This is a genomic window from Undibacterium sp. TC9W (genome assembly GCF_049339865.1).
Lineage (GTDB): Bacteria > Pseudomonadota > Gammaproteobacteria > Burkholderiales > Burkholderiaceae_D > Undibacterium.
Window position 1 is genome coordinate 1 of record NZ_JBMPPJ010000056.1, and the last position, 1524, is coordinate 1524.

Here is a 1524-nt window from a genome sequence, read left to right on the forward strand (position 1 = left end):
CCGGCACCAACCTGGTTAAAACGATAGGTGCAACGAATGATGTCACCATTTCCAAGCTGACCATTACCGGTGAAGGCGGTGCGACCCGTACACTTTCCACTACTGGCAATGTCGAAGTGACTTCTGCAACCAGCTTTACCTTCACTCTGGCCGGTGCTGATATTGCTTCAGTCGATGGCCTGCTCAACAAGAACGGCACATCCTCCGCCAGCAGTTCAACGACTTACAATCTGGCGGCAGCCGATGACTGGAACAGCGTCATCACTGGTGGCAATATCCAGGATTTAACTGGCAACGGCATCACCGTGTCCAATGCTGCACCTAGCATCATCAGCTCTACTTACGATGCAGCGACTGGCATATTGTCCGTCTCGGCAGTCAACATCGTCGGTGGTGACACCATCGATGTCAGCAAACTCTCTATCACAGGTCAGGCTGGCTCCTACACCCTGACCAGCGCCAACGTCACCGCCAGCAGCAGTACCGCCTTTGCAGTCAATCTGAACGCTACCGACAAATTGGCCATCAACGGCATCTTGAACAACAACGGCACCACCGCCGTTGATACCACCACATTTAACCTGGCCGCTGCCGCTTCCTGGGACGCCACCACCGCATCCAGTGCAGATTTGACCGGCAATGCCGTGACCGTCTCCAACGTCACCGCACCAACGATCACCTCAGCGACTTATGACGGTACCACCCACGTCTTCACCGTGACCGGCACCAACCTCGTTAAAACCATCGGTGCGACCAATGACGTCACCATGTCCAATCTCACCATCACTGGTGAAGGCGGTGCAACCTACACCCTGTCCACCACTGGCAATGTTGAAGTCACCTCCGCCACCAGCTTTACCTTTACGCTGGCGGGTGCAGATATCGGTGGTGTCGATGCCCTGTTGAACAAGAACGGCACCTCCTCTGTCAGTTCCACTACCTACAACCTGGCTGTTGCCGATGACTGGAACAGCGTCATCACCGGTGGCAATATCCAGGATTTGACTGGCAATGGCATCACCGTCTCCAATGCTGCACCGAGCATCATCAGCTCCAGCTATGATGCAGCCACAGGTATTCTGAGTGTCACCGCCGTCAATATCGTCGGTGGCGACACCATCGATGTATCGAAGTTATCCTTGGTCGGTCAGGGTGGTGGTTCTTATACCTTAACCAGCGCCAACGTCACCGCCAGCAGCAGTACCGCCTTTGCCGTGACCCTGAACGCTGCCGATAAACTCGCCGTCAATGGTTTGCTCAACAAGACTGGCACCACTGCTGTTGATGCCACGACATTTAACCTGGCCGCTGCTGCTTCCTGGGACGCCACTACGACTTCCAGTGCTGACCTGACCGGCAATGCCGTCACAGTATCGAACGTATCTGCCCCAACGATTACCTCAGCCACCTACGACGTCACCACCCACATCCTGACCGTCACCGGCACCGGCCTCGTCAGCACCCTCGGTGCCACCAATGACATTACCGTCTCTGCCCTGACCATCAAAGGCGAAGGCGGTGTCG

1 protein-coding gene is annotated in these 1524 nt (G+C 55.8%); it reads left to right on the forward strand.

Annotated elements, in window-relative coordinates; translation table 11 throughout:
• Positions 1-1524: beta strand repeat-containing protein (locus ACO0LN_RS30215; RefSeq protein WP_422980449.1), on the forward strand; the 1524-nt coding region annotated here is incomplete at both ends.